Raw genomic sequence first — 22,219 nt, 5'->3', positions numbered from 1 at the left:
CCATTCTATAAGTTTAGTGACAATTTGGTCGAGGCCATAATCCCATGTTGAAGAATCAAGTGTACACTCTTTAATATTGATTTGAATTCTACTAGATTTTTTTCCTCCATTTTTCTCCACATGATTTCCCCTCCAAAATCTTTTTCAATTTCTTCATGAAATCCATAGAGATAATCAAAAATCTTTTTATTTAAATCAGTTTTAGATTTATCTATAACTAGTAGTATAGAAGAACTAACTTTTCTGATAACAATTTGGTAGTATATCCCACCAACACCAGTTCCGGCATTTAACCAATTATCATCTGTTGGGTTCACATTTCTATAGATGTTTGTTTTTTCATTTAATTTCTCTAATAATTCCCCCCAGAATCTACGTCTTTTTTGATGCCTTTCTGCAATTTGTTTTTTCTCGTTTCCTAGATTTTTTACTTCTTGACTAGGACCTACTACTTTTGTAAATAATGGCGAAACTGTTGTTGTATTTATCTTTAAAACCTCAATCTTATATAAATACCAACTGCAATCAACTGGAGTAACTTCATTCAACCATTCAAAAACTTCAATGTGTTCTACCCTTGGTTCAGGACTAATCCAAATTATGGTTTTTGCAGCAGTACAAACGGCGTAAGTAAGTACTTGTCCTAAATGAGTATGATCAGTCTTTTCAAGTTGGTTCTCAATAATCGCACTATCTCCCTGATCATCTTCACAAAAAATATCTACACTAAAAGATCCAATTTTTTTTTCAGTCTCAATAACATTTAAAGTAACATCTAGTTTTTCATTTAAAAAGTCTATATTTTCAGCTAGCCATTTAGTAAAATTTCTCGGCTCACTCTTCCATATTTCTCTTGCGTTAATTAACTCTAGCTTTTTAATATCCATAATTCAAACTCCTCTACTTCTTCAGCCTGATTTAAATAGTTTTACAAATATATAAAAAATTCTATTCAACATTTTATATTTTCTTTATTGGAAATTTCTTACCTATAAACACTTTTTGTAAAGCATTTTCTTCTAATATAACTTGAAATAAAAAATAATCTTTATACTCTAATAAAAAGCAGATTTCCCTGCTATTATAAATATATTAGTACTTATTTTTTATTTTTATGTCTCTTACTTAACAATCCTCGGAGCATCCCTTCTGTGATGATAACAATCTTATTTAAACAATTGCACAAATATGGCAACCTACCAATATTCTCATTTACTATTTATCCAATAATCCATCCACAATTTTCATCAATCTTAAGCAATATTAACAATCCCATAAGTTGTAAAACTTATTTCACATATACCGATTAATCTAATTTTATTAAGTTAGCCTGACTTCCAGCAGTCTTTGCGAGAGGAGCAAAAAAGACCGTTGATTTTTTGCTCTGTATTAATTATTACAACGATTTATATAGAGAGAAAATCCAATTTCAGATTGTGCTGTTGCCAACCTTTGATTTGGTCTGGATTGAATAGCTGTTGCTAAATTCCAGTTAAACATCAAATGTCTCAATATTACCTTGGGGACAAACATAAACGGTGATAATACACCTAAAACTACAAGAAGCTAACACTCCAGGGCAAGAGTGAATAAATTATCGCCTATTGTAAATGAGTCTACTAGAAACAAGTAGGTTTACCGTTAACTATGGTCTTTGAAAATTTTATGTCTGCGGACATTGACCTTGCTTTTCTAATCTCTCGATAGAAACTGGCAGAATAGCTGGCATAAGCAAGCTGCACCCGCTAATAAGCGTTAAGCATACGAGCTTAAAGTTGTGCAAAGTAGTACTTAACAACATTTTATGAGGATACAAACCATAAATATGTTTATATAGCTCCATATAGACAGAACACTATAAGAGTTAGAAAGTCTTGTGATTACGAACTTTCGTAAGTACTTTTTATATAAATCTCATAAAGATATTAGAAATTATATATAGGTGTAGTCTGCTCTTTCTTAAAATCGTAATAAAATATACCAGAAAGGATTGTTTATGATTGGAAATAGAGGATGGATTAAAACAGAATTTGAACTACGAAATGCTGTAGAAAAAAATGATGATTTAAGTAATAAAGGTGCGTACTTAAATTTAATGTCTCAGTTAAATAAAATAGCCCGGCATAAGCGTTCATAAATCCTTACCACAGTATTATAGCCATATGGATTTATTTTGCCGCTTCTTGGCAGATAACTTTAATTTGAAAACGCTGGCTAATATTCAAAATAAACATCTCGTGGAATATGTTATTGAACGTCAAAGTGAAGGAAAATCAGCTTCCACAATTAAAAATGATTTAGCTGCTATACGATATTTTCACGATCAAATCCCACAAACACGCTATGTACTAAGTAGTAACCAAGTATTAAGTGAAACATATATCAATTTTAATTTGGAGAGAAGATGTTTTGGTCGAATTGATCGTCGCCCCACAGATTTGGAATATCGAGCATTAATAAACCTTGCTAAGCAAACTAGAAATCCAGAAATGGGCTTAATAATTATTCTAGGGAGGGAAATGGGTTTACGTATTCATGAAGTGGTTAGATTGAACCGTTCTGATGTAGAAAGAGCGTTCAGAGAGAACGTTTTAACGGTTAAGGGAAAAGGTGGCCTTATTCGAAAAGTACCACTTAATGACGTAGCCATCACAACTTTAGAGTCTGCTATACAAAACATCTCGCGTGGTCAAAAAATCTTTGTTCCGCCTAGTCAAAAGGCACATCAAGTAATTCAACGTGTTCAAGACTTCATTAAAAATAACCGGCATAAAATCATTGATCAATTGAATTCCCGTCCAAAAGGGATTGAAATAACTATGCACAGCTTCAGGCACGCTTATGCAAAAGAGCAGTATGACTCTTTTATTTTACAAGGTTACTCAGAAGATGCTGCTCGTTTAGAAGTTGCACAACTAATAGGACACAATCGACAAGATGTGACAAAAATTTATTTAGCTGAAAAATAGTTCATCTCTAGAAATATATTTTTTGGTGGCTATAATATTCAAAATATGTTGGGAGATGATTCCATGGATAATGAAGTGAAATCAACAGAGGTTTTAGAATTAGAGCAAAAAGTAATGTTACTTGAAAGAAAGTTACAGTCAGAAGTAAAAAGACTTAGGGAAGCAGTTGGAGCATGGAGACGTAAAATTGAAGGAAGAGGGTTACGTAAAGACTCTATTAGAGAAGGTTTCAATGCTGAAAGAGGAACACATTATAAAGTATTTGTCTTAGATTTACCTGGGGATTTAGAGATTGAGTTTGTGTTAGATATTATTAAAAATGAAATGTTAGAAGACTTATATCCCTTTACTTTTCGAAAGGTTGATTTTTCACGCCGCTATAAAGGTTGGTTAATGGAAGTAGAAAGAACTTTAAATAAAGAAATGCAACTAGAAACAGATTTTTTAATGAAATACTATAGTCAAAATTAAAAACCCTTTTTCCATAAAATCAAAACAGAATAATACAAAACACAAAGAAAGGTTATTCCATCTCTTTATGTTTTGTATTATTTAGGTATAAGCCTTTCCATCTTTAAACCCTAAATATAACTCTCTATTAATCCTGATATCTCTAAGTAGATTTTAAATTCAATATAAAAGTATTTATAAACTCTCTATTTCTTTCAGTAAACTCCATTTTCTTAGTAGTTTCTCTCTCAATTTCTTTATATAGTAGAAAAAGTTCTTTTTCTAAATTACTTTTACGTTCTTGTTCAACAATAATTTCGTTTTTTAAATCTTGGATTTGTTTACTTAAATTTGATGTACATTCACTGTCTCTTACATCCAAAGGACTGTTATTTAATAACCTTTTAAATAAGCCTTTCTTTGTTTGCTTTATAAAAGCTTTATCTTCATGAAATTTCAAACAAAAGTCATTTTTCAACAACAAAATATTAAAATCACCTTCAAGATAAAGTAACTTTCTCAAACATATATTTATCTCGTCGTTTATCCCAAAAGCTTTCTTATGCAATATATATAAGGACTGCTCTATTCTAAAAATATCTTCCTGATTTTCATTCCAAGACAATATTAGTTTTTCAATTATCCTGATTTTTTTATTTAATACTTGGACTTCATCACTGGCTTGCATATTCCCTTTTTCAAACTTAAAAAGGAAGCCAATATTTTGATCCAGTCTTTTTATTGCATTCTTTATTAATTTAATTTCTTTTTGATAACTATCAACGTTTTCATATAACAATAGCTTAACATTATTCAAATTTTTACCTTGCCTCTTTAAAAACTGCTGCACTAAATACAATTTATAAATACTTATATAATTAAACTTATAATTTCTCCCCTCTCTTACATTCTCAAGATACTCAAATTTACAAAGGTTTGAAACATAATAGCGGAAACTACTAACGTTCATATTAAGCATTGTAGAGACTTCTAAAGAAGTATAAAGCCTTTTAGCATTTAAAGTTTTAATAAACTCAGGAAAAAGCACCTCTTCCTTATAACCATACTTTGTTAGCGCATTATAGATTTTATCTTCTAAAAATAATGATTTATATTTCTCAATTTCTATGTTGTCATTATTCAATTACGTCACCTCTTGTATACAAGGATTTCCAAATTGAATTTACAAGTTACAAAAAAAGCAGTTTTTTAGAAGATTTTACTTACCAAAAAACTGCACCTTAAATGCCATTTAAAAAGTTATATTTGTTATAGTCCCTTTTCCACGAATATATATTTCACTATTCTTAGCTTCTTTAATTGCTTTATTTACTATTGATTCATATTGTGTAGTAGGTACACCCTCATATTCTAACTTTATCCCCACGTAAGGAACGCGATAGCCTCTTGCTTCGACTAATGTCCCTAGTACTTTTAACAATTCAGATGTAATATCTTCATGTGCAAAATTTCGTGTAGCTTCTTCATCCCCTAAACTCTCTACAATTTTGTATACATCCATTGTGAGTTGACCTTTAAAAAGTGCTTTCATCGTTTATCGATCCCCCTGATATTTTTTCTCTGAGTACAATCCCATCTAAAAAGCCTTGCTTGTATATATCTTGAAATAATAAGTGCTGATAATTAAGAATTGATATCTGTATCGACTCAGAAATCTCTTTAACTTCTATTTCACTTATGCCTGAAAGAGTTTTGGATAATTTCTGTTTAACATCTTTAACCATTTCATTTTGGTGATTCCTAAAAACTTTATTATGATAAAGCACATCAATCCTTTCATCTATTAATAAAATAAGTGCCGATTCAAAGTTTCCGATAACGTTCAACCCCATTCATTACTTATTATGTATATTTACGTTTTAAGTATAATTTATTTTCTATTGATTGTAAAATACAATAACTGTACGATTAATTAAACGATACAAGTGGAGTTGAAATAACATAAATGAATAACTTGCAAATAGGACAGTTAATACGTTCATTACGCAAAGAAAATAATTTAAGTATGAGTGATCTTGCTCAAAAATTAGATATTTCTCAAGCATCTATTTCACGAATAGAAAGCGGCATTCAGGAAGCGAATTATACACTGTTAGGTGAAATTTGCGAGCAATTTGGACTAACGCTTAGCTCATTCTTTTTATTACTGGAAAACAAAGTTGATACAACTATTAAGATTCCACAAGATAAATTTCTACAAAGTGAAAATATAGATGATGAATTATTTAATATCATCAAAAATTTATCAGAGGAACAAAAAAAGGGATTATATGTACTATTACTTCCCTATATCAGATAAATTTCCATAAGAAAAACCTTAGTTTCTCGTATCCAAACGAAAACTAAGGTTTTTTAGATTGCCTTTTAAATGTTTTATAAATTTATATCTCATTGTATTTAGTATTTTTTCCAGCAAACTTTTCAATAGGATATTTTTGATTATTTTTTTGAAGTTTATTATTTATTATTTTTACTAAGTCCAAATCCGTTTCATTCGCAAACAATATCGCATAAATCAAAACATCCGCTAGCTCCTCCTTCATCTTATCTAAATTCTTTTCAACTGCTTCCTCACTCGTTTTCCATTGAAATAGCTCTAATAATTCACTTGCTTCTAGTGATAAGGAGAGTGCTAAATCCTTAGGATTATGAAATTGCTGCCAGTTACGTTGGTCTCGGAATTGCAAAATACTTTCACATAGTTGTTCTAACTCACTCATACTATTCACCTGCTTTTTGATATTCTAGAAGTTTATTGCGCAACGATTCATCACTTGAATAAATGTACAGACCCTTAATTCCACGCTTCATCAAGATATTGATTGAGTTTAGGACGATTTTTTCCTTTGCCTCATTTACATTTTCAATACCGTCCATACCTGTATATGCACCTTTGTCCATATACTTACTTGTATCAATGATGATTTCATCTTTAGTAGCGTCATATTGAACAGATGGCCCAAGTACGACACCAACATAATTTAAATCAAAGCCTTGTATTGTATAAATTGATCCAGCCTCGTTAACGGTTTCTGCTTTTTCTGCCCATGTATATTTCGTACTTGTTGTATTCCATGGCAGTTGGTATTCACCATTGGATTCTTTCACGTAGTAGGTCCCACCATCTTTTTTATGTATGTAATCAAACGTTGATACAACACGACTTAAACCGTGCTGAGTATTTTGGGATTTAATTTCATCATGCATGTCTTTCAAAGATTCAAATACTTTAAATTCATAGTTTTTATCTTTAGGAAGCGGCAATAATTTTTTTCGCTTGAATTCGTTTATCCAATTGATTACATCATCATTTGCTTGCATGCGGAATTGGTTTGTTAATTGGTATTCTTCATGAAAAGTACTTAATTTCTTAAGCCCTTCTAATGTTGCTGCTCCCCATAGACTCTTCAGTTTTAACACTTGATCTTGATCATAGATAATGACAACTACCTTTGCTAGCTTCAAAAACTCCTCTAAATGATTATTGCCGTGGAAGCCATTATAAGTATCTGGCTTTGTTAGCAATAAATGTGCTTCATCAACGAAAATGATATCAGCCCTTTTTCCCTCTTTTTGCAACATATTAATCAGAGACGTAGGTTTTGCAAAGTTTTTCCCTTTTAAATGTTTCACTTGTTTTGCTATATTTTTATATGTTTTAAACATTTCCTCATGGTTCACAGCTAAATAATTTTCTGTACGATATAAATTTGAAGATGCTTCTTCTACTCGTTCTTGAATCGTATTGAAAATAGAACTTAACACAACGCTTTTTCCAACGCCCGCTTCACCTTCAATGATTAATAGACTTCCATATTCACTTGTGTTTTGAGTCACTCGTTTCTCACAAAAATCGAGTACTTTATCTTTTAATTCAAGTTGTTCTAAAGATAAATCTTTGAAGGGAGATAATTTAAAAATATCCTTGTTTTCAATTACATGTAACTCATTGTCAACAAGCTTTTGTTCATATAGTTTTTGCCAAAGTTCTTTAAATAGTTGCTGATCGTAATAAGGTTTATTGTAGTAGTTATGAGTAAAATCGTTAGCCGTCTTACTTTTATTTTGAAGCGTATATTTTTCATCTCCAAGGAAGTAGTTAATCAGCTTTGTCTCTAGATGAAAGGTTGCTGATCGATTAAAGTGTTCGTGCTTAATCAAATTTACTTGTTGAATATTTTTACGTGCTTTTAAATGAGCTTTCATACGATTTTTAAAATAAACCGTTTCACCTATATAAGCTTCTTTATTGCCATTCAAAACATAAATAACTGGATAATTTAAATACTGCTCTTTGTTGTTGATTTGATTGATGCTTTCTTGTATAAAAGGCCATGATAGTATTTCGATAGCTGTCATTTCTTTTCTCCTTATCACAATACTACGTATATATAATTTAACTAGTCATAATTTATGTTACTATTTTATCATAATTATCCCTTTTTACTTGTAATAAACTTCTGATCAAATAGAAGCTAATATTTTATCACCAATTACTACTAGGGGTTAACTTAGCGTACCTTACAGGTACATAAACACCCTATTCTCTATCTGCTGCTTTAAATCCTTCAGCTATTACCTTCAATTACTAGAACCCTCTATAATGGTCTGCAAATCGCAATGGTGGGGATACATCACCTATCACACTTTTTTATTTATGTGTAAAACCTGCAAAACACCATTTGATGGGGAAAAGTTAATTTCCGTGTTTTACGATTTGTTAATGAAAAAATACTTAGAATTTGATGGATAAATCATTTGCTGTTTATTTCTTTTCAAAAAACGATATAATACTAGTAAAGAAAGGCAAACGGAGGGATTTTTATGACAAGATTTTCAAAATCGGTAGAAGCCCGTATGAAAGACCCAGAGCGAAATCTGAATTTTTCAAAGACCGTGCAACCTAACGAAAAACTCATTAAGAAAAATGAAGCTGCCTATAACCAGGCAAAAGAAAATTTTTATTTTGCACAAGACAAATAAAATAAATTCATTCCTTACCCTCTAAATAGGTAAGGGTTTTTTTATTTCAGAAATAATATTAATCTAGAAGTTAGTCTAACATTTACAAGAAAGTATATCTAGATCTACACAAGAGCCCTATCTTGTTGTTCGTGCTGTAAAATTTCACTATCAATTCTTCTTAATTATGTTGATATTGTTCGGATAATAAATCATTTCAAATATAAGAAGTAAGCAAGAGCATATCCAATAATCTAAGCTCAGTAGAATCTAATTTCTTCATATTTTTTAAAGACACTACTTCAATGTTACCCCTAGAGAAAAGCACTTTTTTATGGGGAATCAGGGTGAATATATAAATTAATTCCATAAAGTAATATAATGTAAAATAATGATTATTATTCAGGAGCTTTAAACGCTATAAACATATATATGAGGTGACTTAAGAAAAATGTTTATTAATAAGAAGAAATTCAACAATGCTGTTATAAAAATTAAAAATCTTGAAGGGAATATTCAAGAATTAAACACTGAAAAAGAAATATTAGAATCTAAAATTATTGATAAAACTACTGAAAATGAGGGTTTATTAAATAAAATTGAGGAATTAAATTTACTAAATGAAACTATTACGAAAAATTTAGATATTGCAAATAACAAAATATACGAATTAAATCAATTAGTACAGGGCTTAGCCTTAGAGCTGAAAGGTTTGAACCTTAAAAGAAATATATATGAAACATTTAATAACGAATTAGAGATTCATAATAAAAATAAAATTAATTTAATTAACGAGATAAAGTTAATAGAAGAAAAGTATAAAATTACAGCAGAAAATGAATTTTCTGAAATAGAAAAAGAAAAAATTTTGTTAAAAGAAACTTTGGAAAATGAGATAGAAGGATATCAATTAAAAATACTGAATTTGAAAAAAGCTACTAATGAATGTGCAAAAGTTGAAACGAAACTTGAGAAACTAAAAGAAGAATTAAATGAAGTTGAGGAAGTATTAATAAAATCTAAAGAAGAGTACAAACTTCAAGAAGTTGGATACTATAAAAATGTATTTCCATTTACCACTACATTACAATATAAAGATGAATTAGAAATAAATAACGTAAAACAAAAAGAAATGATACTAAATAAAACAGCAGTATATTCTGGAACGAAATGGCATGTGAATGGGAGTGTAAGGGCTGGTAGAGCATTAACGAAACAAAATATAAAATTTATGCTTAGAGCATTTAATTCTGAATGTGATAATGCTATTAAGTCTTTGAGGTTTTCAAATTATGAAGTTATATTAAAAACCATTAATAAAGCCTTTAGACAGATAAATTTTTTAAATAGTAAATCAGATTTAAAATTAACAGATGAATTTCTTAAATTAAAAATAGAAGAACTACGTTTAGTTTATGAATTAATGATTTTTAAAGAAAAAGAAAAAGAAAAATTAAGACAATTAAAGCAAGAAGAACGTGAACGTAAGCAATTAGAAAAAGAAATAAAGCTGAAATTAAACGAATTAGACACTCATGAAAACAAAATGAATGATTTGTTAGAAGAAAAATTAAAAGCATATGCAAATACGAAAGATGCAAATGGAGATTTGCTAAGAGAAATTAAAGAGATAGAAGAAAATATTGCACTTGTAATGAAAAAAAGAGAGGAAATATACCAACGTCATCAAATTGGTAAATCCGGATATGTATATATCATTTCAAATGTAGGCTCGTTTGGCAAAAATATATATAAAATTGGTATGACAAGAAGATTAGAACCTTTAGAACGTATAAGGGAGTTAAGCGGTGCTTCAGTTCCTTTTCCATTCGATATTCATGCAATGATTCTTACCGATGATGCTCCAAGATTAGAAAGCCAATTACACGCTGCCTTTAAGAACAGTAGGATTAATTTAGTAAATAGAAGGAAAGAATATTTTAATGTAACACTACTTGAAATTAGAGAAGCGATAATTAAATATCATGGTCAAGAAGTGGTTTTTGATGAAAACAGTACGAATGAGCAATATGTATTAACAAATAATTTTAGATTAAATGGTATTGAAGATAATATATTCACAAATTATTAGAAGAATTAGGGATGTGATGTATATTAATATTCAATCCGAAACTTTCCTATTTGTAATAGGAGCTTTATTAATCACATTAAGGATTATTTTAGATAAGAAAACAATTATTAATGTACTTAAACAATCGGGCGCAATTGTGAAAGAACACAGGTAGAAACTGAAACTGAAATTTAAAACTATTGGAGAAGAATCATTTTCAGGAGTTATTTCCTAGTTGTAAGGTATTTTTGATCCAAGTTTATTTCAAAGCAAAATCAGGGAGTTTATTCATATCCTATTAATGTAAATTTAAATACATATCACAAATAAAATAATTTTTCATTAGAAAAACCTTAGTTTCTGCATTAAACAGTAAACTAAGGTTTTTGTATACGACTATTAAAACTGATAGATGAATCTAAATTCAGTATTACTACACCGCCTCTAAAATATTAGTATTTCATCAGTTAGGTTTTGTTTCATTTTTTAAAATTAAAAAGGAAATGCGTCTCATAAATATGACCCCCTAATTCAAACTTTTTGCGCAATAGGAGGTCATTTGATAAATATTCAGTTCTGTTAAAACTAGGTTTTGTAAATCTTAGCATACTGTCTTTAATTTTTCAACTTCTATCAAAAGAAATAAAAGAAGAAATAAATAAAAATTACTCTTAAAAAATTAAAATCTGGCGGGTATATTGTTTAGACAAAAAGCAAAGGAGCCAACAAAATGACAGAACAAGAATTTAAACAATATCTAGAAGAGTTGAAAAATGAAATTATTACAGCTATTACTAAGCAAATATCCAAACCTGAGAAACAGTTACTAACTATTAGAGAAGCGGCTGAATATTTAGGAGTTTCGTATAACACCTTTCAAAAATTTAAATGTGAAGGGCTAAAAGTATTTGAAATCGATGGTACTAAACGAATCTATAAACACGAATTAGATAAATTTATAGAAAAAAATAGCTACTAGCAAACGGAGGAGTTATTATGGCAAAAATAAAAGCAATTAAATCATATAAGTTAGTATCAGGGGAAACAAGATATAAATTCAAGATTTATCTAGGAACCACTTCTACCGGTAAACGAATTGAAACTACTCGACGTGGTTTTAAAACAATAACAGCTGCAACAAATGAATATTTACGACTTAAAATAAAATTTAAAGAAGGTTATCGCCCTGAAAAAAAGACATTTAGTGATATTTATAATGAATGGTTATCAATTTATCGAAAATCCGTTAAGCCTTCGACCTATCATAAAACAAAACAACTTTTTCATGATCATATCCTGCCTTGTTTAGGTCACATTAAAATTCAAACTATTACTTACAAACATTGCGAGAACGAAGCATTCATTTGGTATGATCAATTAAAAAAACACAAAACAGTCGAACATTATGCAGCCCAAGTATTTGAGTACGCGATTAATTTAGGCATTATTGAACGTAATCCTATGAAGGCTGTAACGACGCCCCTTAAAAATCAAATACAATCCACAAAAGACTACTATAATCGTGAAGAGCTAATAGCATTTTTAGAAGCCGCTAAAAATGAAGATATTAAAAAATATGCTTACTTACGGCTACTGTGCTACACAGGTATTAGGCGCGGAGAAGCTTTTGCCTTACATTGGGGTGACATCCATTTTGATAAAAATGAAATTACTATTAACAAAGCTGTTACCTATGATGAAAATGGGAAACTATTGATTTCCACCACTAAAACATCTGATTATAGATTATTAAAGATCGATGATCGCACACTTGAAATTTTAAATGAGTGGAAATCAATTCAATCCGTTTTGCAATATAATTTAAGTACAGATAGCCTTGTATTTTCTGATAAGAAAAATAATATTACTTATCCATCTAAGGCTTGGGACTGGTGCAATAATATCCAAGAAAAATATAAACTCAGAAAGATTTCACCTCATGATTTAAGACGGACACATGCCACAATGTATTACATAAGTGGTGCAACACATTACGAAATAAAGAAAAGGTTGGGTCATAGCTTTAAGGACATTACATCAGATGTTTATATTGTAGAAACAGAGGAAATCAAAGCCAGTGCATTTGAGAATTTTATTAAATATATGAACTATTAGAACAAGCTTCATTTTTGCTTATTCTTTTTATATACAATCGATATTTTTAAGTCTCACATTGATATAAATAGCTAAAGCCCCCATAAGAATTGGGGGCTAATTCTATCGTTATTTATAATATTGTTCCATTTGACTTAATGGTAGATGAATTCCATAAGTTTTTAGTTCACTTTCTTTAAGTATGTATAAAGAATTTAAAAGCTTTTTCTTTTCATTAAATTTAGAATGATGTATTTTTCGATGGCAGTTCGGACATAGAGAAACTATATTTCCTGGAACATCTAAACTATAATCAAATTCACTCTCTTTACTAATTGGAACTAAATGATGTGCTTCAACAAAATTATGCCCAGTTACTTCTGAAATAAATGTTTCATGTGTAGGATCAACCTCACATTTATACCCCGCCTTTACTATTGCTTCTTTTGCAACAGAGGCATCTCTTGAATATACTTTTCCACTTTTATTTTTCTTCCCCCTTTTTTCTTGAGGAACCCTAGGGGTAATTGAAGGCTCAACAACTTCAATATCTTGTTGGAACTGTACATCCTCTACTTCTTCTAGCTGTAGATAATAGTCTAAAACGTCATCGACTTCCTTGTTTCTATTTATTAAAAAGAGGTTTTCATACTCTTTTAACATTTCTAAAAGATCTTCCTTTAATATTTCATCATCTGGTAAATTCAAAAGATCATATTTTTTTCCTATAATATGTGATGCCTCATAGTTTAATGCATTATCTGTACTACTACCAAGATCTATTGGACTTCTATTAAATCTTGGGTTATATTTAATCGTCTCCGCTATATTATTAGCAAGTTTCATCATTTTTTGTCTAGGTTTTTTCCCCGAATACTTATTCTTAATATATGTAGTTCCTAAATTTAAAGATAAATAAACACGTTCCATATCTTTACTAAAGAGATAAACAACATAGTAACCTTTAGTTGCTGAAACGGTTACTTCCTTATTAAAAATAGATATCCATGGTGTAAAGGTCCACCCACCTTGTCCAACCGAACCCTCAACTTTATAGTCAAATTGTTGTTTAGATAAAATAGCAGTAATTTTCTGGGGCATATCCTCACTAATATATTTTGCTTCAGCATATGACCGATTATATTGTTTTTTAGTTACATCTAAATATGTATTTGCAATTTCCATCAATAAGCCTTTCAAAGTACCAACTCCCTATAATTACTTACTTTAAATATACCATCTCACAAATATACATAAGTAGATTCATTTAAGTTAGTTCAAAAATATGAAAGAACTTAATAGTTATCATGTAAAACATTCCAAAAGGTTGTAGATTAAATATATTTACTCATCAATAAACTTTAGTTTGTTTTCAAACAATTTGCATAATATGATTAGTATGGAAGGTACTACTCTATCTTACACTCAGTCTCGTTAGCAACGTATTATAAAATTGTCAACTTCACTTTAAGACAACTTTAACTGATATAATGCCTTCGACGATTCTGGCGGAGGTCTTAGCTATGTATGTGGTGGTGGAGAAACAAATCCTGGTTATATTTTAGCGCATAATTTGGAGGTTATTAACAATGAAAAAGAATAACGTTTACAAAGTAATAATTGCAATTTTATCATCTATTATAGTGATGGGTATCATAGCTATATGGTATCTAGTATCAACCGATAGTTTTCTTAAAAAGAACAAACAAGAAAATTTGAGTTCAGAAGGTGAAATTGCAGAGGTGGTAGAAACCGAAGAGGTAGAAGCGGTTGAGGTGATCCACAAGCCCGCTACTGATAAATCTTGTCTGTCACCTGAAAACACAATTGCTTTAGACGAAATGTATTCGAATTACCTAGAGTTTAAACGTGTGGCACTTAATGAGGATGGATCACTAAATTTCGATAACGCAATTGGCGCTTACAACGGCATCACTCAGAACTTAGCTACATCAGTCCTTATGACCCGCACAACAGCTTACGACAAAGAGGTATACAAAGTGGTGAACGAATGGGCTGAGGACGCTTCTAACGTCTCAGATGACATGCTAGGATTCATTCAAGGTACGGTGGAGCTAAATGACTTTAATTTAAATATCTTCAGAGCTTCATTTGATGATCTTGATAACTTCTACGGAAATAAACAGAAATGGGAGAATTGTCAATGATTATGTATGTCGTGAAGGGAGTACCTTCTAAATGATTATATGTGGGGATAGAAGGTCGGAGAATTATTCCCTGTCTACGGTGAAGCGGTATGGTATCGCAGCACATAATTAAGGATAGAAGAAATCAAAGCTAATTTTTGAAAATCATATTTAATATACGAACTATTAAAACAAGCTCTTTTTTAGGCTTGTTTTTTTATTTTTCTACAAATCTAATTTGTCTTTAAACGCTATAAATAATATGATAAATATGTAAGGTACTACTCACCTTACACTCTGTCTCCGTAAGCAGAACAGAGGAGGAATTACTTTGGCGAGAAATCCCCAAATCAAAGAGTACACATTAAAAGATGGCGAAAAGCGTTTTATGTTTAAGTTTTACCTTGGTACAGATTCATTAACTGGAAAGCCTTTAACTACTACTCGACGTGGCTTTAAATCACGTAAAGAGGCGCAAGATGCTATGAATCAGTTACAGCTTGAGGTATACAGTGGCACATATAAAAAACAACAATATGAAACGTATCAAGATATGTATAACATGTGGGTTGAGCAGTACGAAAACGGCGTTGAAGAAAGTACATTTGTAAAAACTATCGGTATTTTTAAAAATCACATATTACCTGCTATGGGTACTTATAAAGTTGACAAGATTGATATTGCAACTTGCCAAAAGCATGTAAATCAGTGGGCTAAGAAGCTAAAGCGGTTTCGCATGGTTAAGTCCTATGCTGCAAAAGTTCTCGATTATGCGATTAAACATGGCTATATTGATAAAAATCCTTTTACATTGGTTGAGATGCCTAAAAAGCGCAAGCAAATCGTTTTAGATGAGGCAGAATTTGAAAACTTTTACGAACGAGAACAATTAATAAAACTGCTTCAATGCTTTGAACAGCAAGATAATCTAATTGTTTATACAATATTTCATGTATTAAGCTATTCAGGTATGCGAAAAGGCGAGGTATTAGCACTGACGTGGAATGATATCAACTTTGAACGAAGTGAAATTCGAATTAACAAAGCGATTTCACGCGGCAAGGATTGTCAATTGTACCTAAAGACAACTAAAAATGGTGTAGTGCGAACAATTAAAATGGATGAAACGTCAATGTCTTTACTATTAAAATGGAAGTTTCAGCAAAGTAAGATTTATTTAGAAAAAGGCATTAATACATCTAATAAAAAACAACTCGTATTTAGCAATAAACATAACCGCTTCATCCAACCTGTTCAAACGCAAAAGTGGCTCCATAAAGTAATTGATAAATACAAGCTTCAGCCTATTACTACACATGGTTTACGACATACCCATTGCTCATTATTATTTGAAGCGGGTGCAAGTATTAAAGAAGTACAGGAAAGGCTAGGACATACAGATGTTAAAACGACAATGGACATTTATACGCATGTAACCAAGAAAACCAAAGCTAGCACAATCGAAAAGTTTGATGCATACATCAATTCACGCTAATTCTTTGACCCAATTTTGACCTAGTTTGACCCCAAAAATGACCCAAAACCGTTTGATATCAGTTGAAATTTTTTGAAATAAAAAAAGCGCCAAACCCTTGATATATCAAGGAATTTGACACTTTTTGAAACTATATTGTTTCCAATGTATGGAGACGGCGGGAGTCGAACCCGCGTCCAGAAACTCCAATACTTCAGCTTCTACGCGTGTAGTTTGCCTATTTACGATTCACGTAACATTATGCCGACAAACAGGCGTCCTGTACGCTAACCTGGAAATCTCTTGCCGATGACTCAGGTGGCACCATCGACCGTATCCCACTAAAGTTGGGCCCTACGTTCTCTACATGGGCGATAGAGAGGCAGAGCGCTTAAGAGCTTACGCTGCGAAAGCTAAGTTTTGTTGTTTGCCAGTTATTATATAACTGTCGTTGATGACGGAGCCGAGCCCTCCGACGCGCGACCAAAGCTTGAACCATCCCTGTCGAATCCGTAACGTCCCCGGATATAATCCGGTTATAAACCGTTCGGACAACGCTGCATAATGCAGGTTGTAAATGAACATCGTATGAGTAGATGCTCACTGGCATGTAGTACTATTATAAGATAAAGAGCTTAAAATATCAAGTAGAGACACTGAATAAGCTAGATCACCAACTAAAACATTCTTATTAGAAGCCAAGGAAATGCTGAACAACTCTACTTTTCTAACACTCTAGTTTATCGCGATTTTTTTTCCTTTGAAGAAGTCTTTCCTCTAAATTGCTTGTGCCGATTATAACGCCTGAAATAATAATTAAACTACCGATAAATTGCTGAAGTGTAATGACTTCATGTAAAAATAAGGCCGCTCCAATTAATGCGAATACGGTATTGAAATTCACAAAAATAGCGGATTCCGCTGCACCAATGTGTTTTATACATAAATTATATAGTGTATGTCCGATCGAAGTAGCTAAAATAGCGGACATGAAAAATACGAGCCATATGAACGGACTGAAGGATAAAAATGCCCCGTAGCTTCGGAAGCTTGTAGCGAATGTGAAAATTAATAAGATGGATGAGCCAATAAGTAGCATCCAGCCTGTCATCAGCATCGGAGAGATGACTTCAGTGGCACGACGAATTGCGATAAAGCTAAATGCCTGCAAAAAGAATGACATAAACACGAGAAAATCACCTAGCTGTAGATTGGTCAGCTCAGTAATGTCGTCTACCACTGCGAATAGCACGCCAACTCCACCGAGTGCAAAGCCAATTAATTTAGATTTTGTCATAACCGTGTCTTTGAATAGTACGGCAATGAGAGCCGTGAAAAGTGGACTTAAGCCACTAATAATGGCCGTTTTCATGGCTGTTGTTTGAACGATGCCATATGCTAAAAAGACGTGGTGACAAATGACGCCAAAAAAACAACCAATTAATATGTACTTAAATGGCATTCCTTTTACATAAAGCGGTTGCTTCGTTAGCTTTAAAATAATAAAAATCGTAATAGCCGCAAGAAAAATACGGGCCGTTTGTATCGTTAATGGATCGCCGTTGGAGACAATTACTTTCAGCCATGTAACATTCATTCCCCAAAGAAACATAACGAAAACTAAAATGGAATAAACCTTTGCATTTGCCAAGTTATCACCTCCTGTTTTATTCGAGCGCATGATAAGAAGTCTCATTATCTTCTACGTTCTATAGGGCAACAGACTAACATCCGCAGCAAGACCCAAATTGAAATTCTGCCTCAATAAAGGAACATTTATAAAAAGTCTAGTAGACTATTCATAAGAAAGTAGGCTGTCAGGAAAGACAAATCGCCTTCCAAACAGCCTACCATACTTCATACCCTTCGTTAAGCAGTTCTCACCTTTTGATAAATGTATGTTCCATTTTTAATTTCTTCAAGCTGTACGAGGTCACCGATTTGTACACTCTCTTGAATGCGTACTGTTAGCTTGGCTGTCGAATCCCTTAGCTGTACTAGTGCCACGGTATACGGTGCCAAATGGGCGAACTCTTCTGGTGCAATGTGAATGACCGTAAAGCTATACACGGTTCCCTTATCTGGGACTTCTCGTTCGTTTTTGATTTCTTGGCGGCAGGTGCTGCAATATACTTTTTTCGTTACTGATTCCACACCACAGCATTCATAAACCTTCATCTGCTACACCCTTTCTAATATGTGGACAACCGAATAAGAACCAGTGCCACCTAAATTTTGTGCAAGTGCTAATCGTGGTCGTTTTTCTAGCTGGTTTGGTGCATGTCCGCGTAATTGCAGTACTAATTGGTAAAACTGCGCCACACCTGTTGCGCCAATAGGATGTCCTCTCGATAAAAGACCTCCGCTTGTATTAACAGGCTTTTCTCCGTTCACGCGCGTATTCCCTTGCTCAATAGCTAGCCAGCCTTCTAATTTCGGGAAAAAACCGAGCTCTTCTATGGCGAGCATTTCAGTCATCGAGAAGCAATCGTGAATTTCCACAACATCTATATCCTCAGGACCAACCCCTGCTTTTTCATAGGCTTGCTGACCTGATATACGAATCGCTGGTAATGATAATAAATCGATGGCATCCTGCATCATCGTTGGTCCTGAAGCCTGTGCAGATGCTACTATTTTAATATCCGATGGCTTACGAGATAACACAACTGCTGCTGCTCCATCCGTAATGGGTGAACAATCGAATAAGCCAAGTGGATCTGTAATCATGCGTGCGTTCATTATTTCTTCGAGTGTTGCTGGTTTTTGGAATTGGGCTAGTGGATTTTGTAATGCATTTTCACGGTTTTTTAATGCTAATTTTGCTAAATGGGATTTATTTGCACCTGTCTCATGAAAGTAGCGGTTGGCTACTACGCCAAAAAATCCTGGGAAGGTTAGACCCGCATAACGTTCGTTTGTCGTCTGATCCATTGCAGAGTTAATAAATTGTGTTACAGTGGCGGTTGGCGCATGCTTCATTTTTTCTACACCGACAACTAAAACGCTTTCATATTCGCCACTTAAAATACCTAAAATACCTTGTCGTAACGCAATACCACCTGATGCACAGGCGCCCTCTAATTTAGCTGTAGGAATAGGACCGAGCCCCAAGTCATTTGCTACAATCGCGCCTAGAATCTCTTGATTGACTAAGCTACCTCCCATGTAGTTGCCAACAAAAACCGCATCAATTTTTAAGTCTCTTGCCTCATCTAGTGCCTCCCGACTAGCAGTGAGCATTAAATCCTTCAATGAAGCATTTTCATTGTTACCGAACTTCGTCATGCTTACACTATGAACATATACGGTCATTGTGTCACCTCCATATGCATTTTTACTAGCTCGCGTTTTAAAATCTTTCCGTAGGAGCTTTTTGGTAGGGACTCTACTACGAAAATTTCCTTTGGCTTTTTAAAGCTTGCTAAATGTTGCTGGCAAAGCTCGATTAAGGCATCCTTCTCAATTTCTCCACGCCCGTTTGGCACGACATATGCGACAATGGATTCGCCCCATTTGTCATCTGGAATACCAATTACACATGTTTCCTTGACGAATTCATGCTTGTTTAACACTTCCTCTACTTCTCGAGGATAGATATTAACGCCACCTGAAATAATGACCTCCTTCTTGCGGTCAACGATATATAGGTAGCCATGCTCATCTAGTTTGCCTAAATCGCCTGTATGAAGCCAGCCGTCACGCAATGTTTCTGCTGTCGCCTTTTCGTTATTCCAATAGCCTTGCATAATAAGCGGACCCTTTGCTGTAATTTCACCTATTTCTCCTACTGGACATTCATTGCCCTCAGCATCCACGATTTTCACATCAACAAATGGTCCAACTCTACCACATGAATCAAGTCTAGATGGTAAATCCTCGCGTGGCATCATAGAAATGCACATCGGCCCTTCTACTTGACCATAGGTTTCTACAAATTTTGTCCCTACTTTATCTAGTGCCTCTTGTAACTTTGCAGTAGCAATGGGTGAACCTGCCATATTAATCGATTTAATGGTACGAAGCTTCTGTGGGTTGAACTGCTCGTGCTGAATCATTAGGTTGACCATCGTTGGTACTAGGAAAATGATTGAAATACGGTCCCTCTCTAATAAATGAACAAATTGCTCTGGCTCAAATTTATCGTAGACAACTTGTGTTAAGCCATAGAGCCATGCCACGTGACTTAAAAAGTTTGCCCCGTGTGTGAGTGGTGCAACGTGACCGAGCATATCTTTATAATCAACCTCACACGCCATTGCTAATGACAGAGCTCCACTGACCATATTGCGATGTGATAGCATAACGCCCTTCGGATTACCTGTCGTTCCAGAAGTATACATAATGGCCATTGTATCATTCTCATCTACTTCATTTTCATGGGACTGGCCTTTAAATTGTTTCACTACTTGCTCATACGGTTCTCCACAATTAAGAATTGGAAAATCAATTTGCAGCGGATCAATTAATGATTTTTCACCAATAATCAGACTCATACCTGAATCCTTCACCTGATAATCATGCTCTTTCGGATGCAAGCGGTAATTCAGCGGTACTTTAATAAGACCATATAAAGAAACAGCTACATCTAGCTCTATATGCTCTAATCGATTGGACATTAAGATACCTACGCGCTCTCCCTTTTGTAAGTTCAGGCTTTTAAAATATGCTGTTAGTGCATAGGCACGTTCCATTAATTCAGCATAGGAAATCGCACGGTTTTTGAATTTAACTGCTATTTTATCTGGATACGCTCGAGCTGATTTCAGTGCTAGTTGGCCAATTGTACTCATTTATCTTTCCCCCCTATTCATCAAAATGAAAAATTAGAACCCCAAATTGGTCATCCTTTCGTCTTTTCGGGATGGCCTCTTTTAATGGATAGAGTATAAATTCGACTGTGATGGCGATTTCATTTTCTCCTTCAAGAAAATGACCGCCAGAAAAGTGTTGATCACAATCGACAAAAGATCCATGGAAATGAATATCTAAATCATTCGTCTCCATATCTATCCCAATAAAGCCTAAACCTGAAATAAGTTCGACCGGAGATGTTGTTTGCCGTTTTGGTGAATAAACGATGGTCCCTTGCTTTTCACCTCGCTGAACTTGAACATAGGTCGCCTGCTTTAAGGACCCCATGCATTGAAATTGCCCGCCTCTGACACCAAAGTGATTGCAAACCTCTTTCATCCCTGTAAATAAATCCGTTCCTGCTTTCAATCTGCCGATAATTCTATCTGTAGGTCGGTCATACAAAGCTTGCCACCGAGAATTATCCAATACTAATCCCTCCATCTACCTTTAACACCTGAGCAGTCGCATAGCTAGCCTCCCTAGATGCAAAGTATAAGACAGCACTTGCAATATCATCAGGTGTACCAATACGCTTAATAACCTGCTGATCTAAATTGTATGGAACCCCCGTTGTAATAGCTGTTAAGGTTGCTCCTGGTGCAACGGAGTTACAAGTAATATTGAAAGGTCCCAGCTCCTTTGCTACCCATTTCGTTAGGGCAATTACCCCGCCTTTCGATGCTGCATACGCTGGGCCAGAGCGACCTGTACCATCCTCACCAGATGTAACACCTCCGTTTATGCCCGATACTGAGCTAATATTAATAATGCGACCATATTGTGCATCCTTCATATGTGGGTATACACATGCCTGTGTAAACATAAATGTTGCCTTTAAGTTCGTATCCAGATCACGTGACCAGTCCTCAAATGTCATCGTTTCAATATTTTTGCGACTACATGTACCAGCATTGTTCACCAAAATATGAATCTCTCCATATTTTTCTACTGTTCGGTTGACTGTTGCTTTGACAAATTCCGAATCGCGAATATCCCCCAAACACTCTAAATAGCTATCATGTGCTAGTTTTTCAATTGTTGCCTCACATGAATTTAAGTCAACTAATACAACATGTGCCCCTTGCTTTGAAAGCTGAACTGCAACTGCCTGTCCAATACCACTTGCCGCTCCTGTAACAATCGCTACATCATCTTTTAATGTCATAATCATTTC

General features: G+C 33.4%; 22 protein-coding genes and 1 other RNA gene. 9 read left to right on the top strand and 14 right to left on the bottom strand.

Translation table 11 applies throughout. The annotated features are described in order from the left end of the window. Positions 1 to 5 precede the first annotated feature (5 nt). Positions 6 to 887, bottom strand: coding sequence for a DUF4268 domain-containing protein (locus SJW71_RS05105; RefSeq protein ID WP_431811825.1), 882 nt, complete (start codon positions 885 to 887; stop codon positions 6 to 8). A gap of 1,236 nt (positions 888 to 2,123) precedes the next feature. Between SJW71_RS05105 and SJW71_RS05100 the strand changes: the two genes are divergently transcribed. Continuing rightward, positions 2,124 to 2,969, top strand: coding sequence for a tyrosine-type recombinase/integrase (locus SJW71_RS05100; protein WP_431812191.1), 846 nt, complete (start codon positions 2,124 to 2,126; stop codon positions 2,967 to 2,969). A gap of 63 nt (positions 2,970 to 3,032) precedes the next feature. Next, entirely contained in the window at positions 3,033 to 3,440 is a 408-nt protein-coding gene (locus tag SJW71_RS05095) for a hypothetical protein (protein WP_431811824.1), read from the top strand. A 142-nt stretch (positions 3,441 to 3,582) separates the two neighbouring features. Here SJW71_RS05095 and SJW71_RS05090 read toward each other — a convergent pair whose 3' ends face one another. The 3 genes from SJW71_RS05090 to SJW71_RS05080 all read right to left on the bottom strand — a co-directional run bounded on the left by SJW71_RS05090 (position 3,583) and on the right by SJW71_RS05080 (position 5,272). After that, positions 3,583 to 4,563: a hypothetical protein gene (locus SJW71_RS05090; protein WP_431811823.1), complete on the bottom strand. Its 981-nt coding sequence runs from the start codon at positions 4,561 to 4,563 to the stop codon at positions 3,583 to 3,585. A 108-nt stretch (positions 4,564 to 4,671) separates the two neighbouring features. Further along, positions 4,672 to 4,971, bottom strand: coding sequence for a hypothetical protein (locus SJW71_RS05085; RefSeq protein ID WP_431811822.1), 300 nt, complete (start codon positions 4,969 to 4,971; stop codon positions 4,672 to 4,674). Next, positions 4,955 to 5,272, bottom strand: coding sequence for a hypothetical protein (locus SJW71_RS05080; protein WP_259956429.1), 318 nt, complete (start codon positions 5,270 to 5,272; stop codon positions 4,955 to 4,957). The genes SJW71_RS05085 and SJW71_RS05080 overlap by 17 nt, the downstream gene beginning before the upstream one ends. 113 nt (positions 5,273 to 5,385) lie before the next feature. Here SJW71_RS05080 and SJW71_RS05075 point away from each other — a divergent pair, with 113 nt between their 5' ends. Beyond that, positions 5,386 to 5,739, top strand: coding sequence for a helix-turn-helix domain-containing protein (locus SJW71_RS05075; protein ID WP_342530652.1), 354 nt, complete (start codon positions 5,386 to 5,388; stop codon positions 5,737 to 5,739). Positions 5,740 to 5,821: 82 nt separating this feature from the next. On the opposite strand, the gene SJW71_RS05070 is transcribed toward SJW71_RS05075, so the two are convergent. Continuing rightward, positions 5,822 to 6,160 (bottom strand): nucleotide pyrophosphohydrolase, encoded by a 339-nt coding sequence (locus SJW71_RS05070; RefSeq protein WP_431811821.1) that lies wholly within the window; start codon positions 6,158 to 6,160, stop codon positions 5,822 to 5,824. Position 6,161: 1 nt separating this feature from the next. After that, the gene (locus tag SJW71_RS05065; RefSeq protein WP_431811820.1) at positions 6,162 to 7,799 is read right to left on the bottom strand and encodes a DNA/RNA helicase domain-containing protein; all 1,638 of its coding nucleotides are present in this window, start codon (positions 7,797 to 7,799) and stop codon (positions 6,162 to 6,164) included. Between the two features lie 465 nt (positions 7,800 to 8,264). On the opposite strand from SJW71_RS05065, the gene SJW71_RS05060 reads away from it, so the two are divergent. From SJW71_RS05060 to SJW71_RS05045, 4 genes are all read left to right on the top strand, one after another. Further along, positions 8,265 to 8,423: a hypothetical protein gene (locus tag SJW71_RS05060; protein WP_431811819.1), complete on the top strand. Its 159-nt coding sequence runs from the start codon at positions 8,265 to 8,267 to the stop codon at positions 8,421 to 8,423. A 430-nt stretch (positions 8,424 to 8,853) separates the two neighbouring features. Beyond that, the gene (locus SJW71_RS05055) at positions 8,854 to 10,494 is read left to right on the top strand and encodes a DUF4041 domain-containing protein (protein ID WP_431811818.1); all 1,641 of its coding nucleotides are present in this window, start codon (positions 8,854 to 8,856) and stop codon (positions 10,492 to 10,494) included. A 709-nt stretch (positions 10,495 to 11,203) separates the two neighbouring features. Continuing rightward, positions 11,204 to 11,452 (top strand): helix-turn-helix domain-containing protein, encoded by a 249-nt coding sequence (locus tag SJW71_RS05050; protein WP_054610750.1) that lies wholly within the window; start codon positions 11,204 to 11,206, stop codon positions 11,450 to 11,452. Positions 11,453 to 11,469: 17 nt separating this feature from the next. After that, positions 11,470 to 12,588 (top strand): tyrosine-type recombinase/integrase, encoded by a 1,119-nt coding sequence (locus SJW71_RS05045; protein ID WP_431811817.1) that lies wholly within the window; start codon positions 11,470 to 11,472, stop codon positions 12,586 to 12,588. 108 nt (positions 12,589 to 12,696) lie between these two features. Here the strand turns inward: SJW71_RS05045 and SJW71_RS05040 are convergent, their stop codons facing one another. Beyond that, the gene (locus SJW71_RS05040) at positions 12,697 to 13,767 is read right to left on the bottom strand and encodes an MrcB family domain-containing protein (RefSeq protein ID WP_431811816.1); all 1,071 of its coding nucleotides are present in this window, start codon (positions 13,765 to 13,767) and stop codon (positions 12,697 to 12,699) included. Between the two features lie 389 nt (positions 13,768 to 14,156). Between SJW71_RS05040 and SJW71_RS05035 the strand changes: the two genes are divergently transcribed. Then, positions 14,157 to 14,735, top strand: coding sequence for a hypothetical protein (locus SJW71_RS05035; protein WP_431811815.1), 579 nt, complete (start codon positions 14,157 to 14,159; stop codon positions 14,733 to 14,735). 310 nt (positions 14,736 to 15,045) lie between these two features. Further along, entirely contained in the window at positions 15,046 to 16,209 is a 1,164-nt protein-coding gene (locus SJW71_RS05030) for a tyrosine-type recombinase/integrase (protein WP_431811814.1), read from the top strand. Positions 16,210 to 16,355: 146 nt separating this feature from the next. Here the strand turns inward: SJW71_RS05030 and ssrA are convergent. The 7 genes from ssrA to SJW71_RS04995 form a co-directional block, all read right to left on the bottom strand. Then, positions 16,356 to 16,711, bottom strand: a transfer-messenger RNA (tmRNA) gene (ssrA, locus tag SJW71_RS05025). 204 nt (positions 16,712 to 16,915) lie between these two features. After that, positions 16,916 to 17,839 carry a DMT family transporter gene (locus SJW71_RS05020; RefSeq protein WP_274794345.1) on the bottom strand — a complete coding sequence of 308 codons (924 nt, stop codon included), beginning with the start codon at positions 17,837 to 17,839 and terminating at the stop codon, positions 16,916 to 16,918. A gap of 218 nt (positions 17,840 to 18,057) precedes the next feature. Next, positions 18,058 to 18,366, bottom strand: coding sequence for a Zn-ribbon domain-containing OB-fold protein (locus SJW71_RS05015; protein WP_431811813.1), 309 nt, complete (start codon positions 18,364 to 18,366; stop codon positions 18,058 to 18,060). Positions 18,367 to 18,369: 3 nt separating this feature from the next. Beyond that, positions 18,370 to 19,503, bottom strand: a complete 1,134-nt coding sequence (locus SJW71_RS05010) for a thiolase C-terminal domain-containing protein (RefSeq protein ID WP_431811812.1) — start codon at positions 19,501 to 19,503, stop codon at positions 18,370 to 18,372. After that, a complete protein-coding gene (locus SJW71_RS05005; RefSeq protein ID WP_431811811.1) occupies positions 19,500 to 20,981 on the bottom strand; it encodes a class I adenylate-forming enzyme family protein in 1,482 nt (493 codons plus the stop codon). Before SJW71_RS05005 ends, SJW71_RS05010 begins: the two co-directional genes overlap by 4 nt. A gap of 13 nt (positions 20,982 to 20,994) precedes the next feature. Then, positions 20,995 to 21,471, bottom strand: a complete 477-nt coding sequence (locus SJW71_RS05000; protein ID WP_274794350.1) for a PCC domain-containing protein — start codon at positions 21,469 to 21,471, stop codon at positions 20,995 to 20,997. Further along, entirely contained in the window at positions 21,464 to 22,210 is a 747-nt protein-coding gene (locus SJW71_RS04995; protein WP_322605844.1) for an SDR family NAD(P)-dependent oxidoreductase, read from the bottom strand. The genes SJW71_RS05000 and SJW71_RS04995 overlap by 8 nt, the downstream gene beginning before the upstream one ends. Positions 22,211 to 22,219 lie beyond the last annotated feature (9 nt).

The organism is Lysinibacillus sp. FW12 (assembly GCF_050817245.1).
Lineage (GTDB): Bacteria > Bacillota > Bacilli > Bacillales_A > Planococcaceae > Lysinibacillus > Lysinibacillus irui.
Note: the sequence above shows the minus strand (reverse complement) of the source record. Positions and strands in the feature narration are given on the sequence as shown.